Consider the following 855-nt stretch of genomic DNA (forward strand, 5'->3'; position numbering starts at 1 on the left):
GATCGACCAGCAACTGAAGATTCGCGGCTTCCGGATCGAACCGGGCGAAATCGAGGCGCGGATTCTGGCGCAGGCGGGTGTGGGCAATGCGGCGGTGCTGGCTGTCGAGGGCCCCTCCGGCGCGCGGCTGGTGGCCTATGTGGTGCCGGTCAGCGCTGCCCAGATCGACGTGGCCGCCGTGCGCACGGCATTGGCCGCCGAATTGCCCGACTACATGGTGCCGGCGGCGTTCGTCGTGATCGACGCCCTGCCCCTGACCCCGAACGGCAAGCTGGACCGTCACGCGCTGCCGGCGCCGGAGGCCGAGGGTGCCGAGCACTTCGTGGCGCCGCGCAACGAAGCCCAGCGCTGGCTGGCGCAGGTCTGGCAGGAGGTGCTGGGCGTGGAGCGCGTCGGCCTTGACGACAACTTCTTCACGCTCGGGGGCGACTCGCTGCTGAGCCTGAAGGTGATTTCGCGCGTGCGGGCCAACAAGGCGCTGGGAATCGACCTGAAGCTGCGCGACCTGATGCGGACGCCGACCATCGGCCAGTTGCTGCCCGATGCGGAAGCCGCGCCCGTGGCGGCCACAGCGCTGCGGGTGCTGGCGCAGGGCCCCGCCGGCGGCGCCCTGCCGCCCGTGGCGTGCGTCCATGCCGCGCTGGGCACGCTGTTCGACTACGACGCCATCGTGGGCCAGCTCGGCAAGGCGCGGACGGTCTATGGCTTCCAGTCGCGGGCGCTGGGCGATCCGGCGTGGCGCGACACGTCGCTGGCGTCGATCGCGGCCGACTACGTTCGCGAATGGCGTGTCGCCCAGCCACAAGGGCCCTATCTGCTGCTGGGCTGGTCGCTGGGCGCGACGCTGGCCACGGC

Annotated in this window: 1 protein-coding gene; it reads left to right on the top strand. The window is 71.6% G+C overall.

Going from position 1 to position 855, the window contains the following annotated elements:
- Positions 1–855, top strand: an 855-nt coding sequence (locus AC1DS3_RS39120; RefSeq protein ID WP_477129425.1) for a phosphopantetheine-binding protein, incomplete at both ends; no start/stop codon positions are given.

The organism is Cupriavidus sp. 01L46, assembly GCF_056399905.1.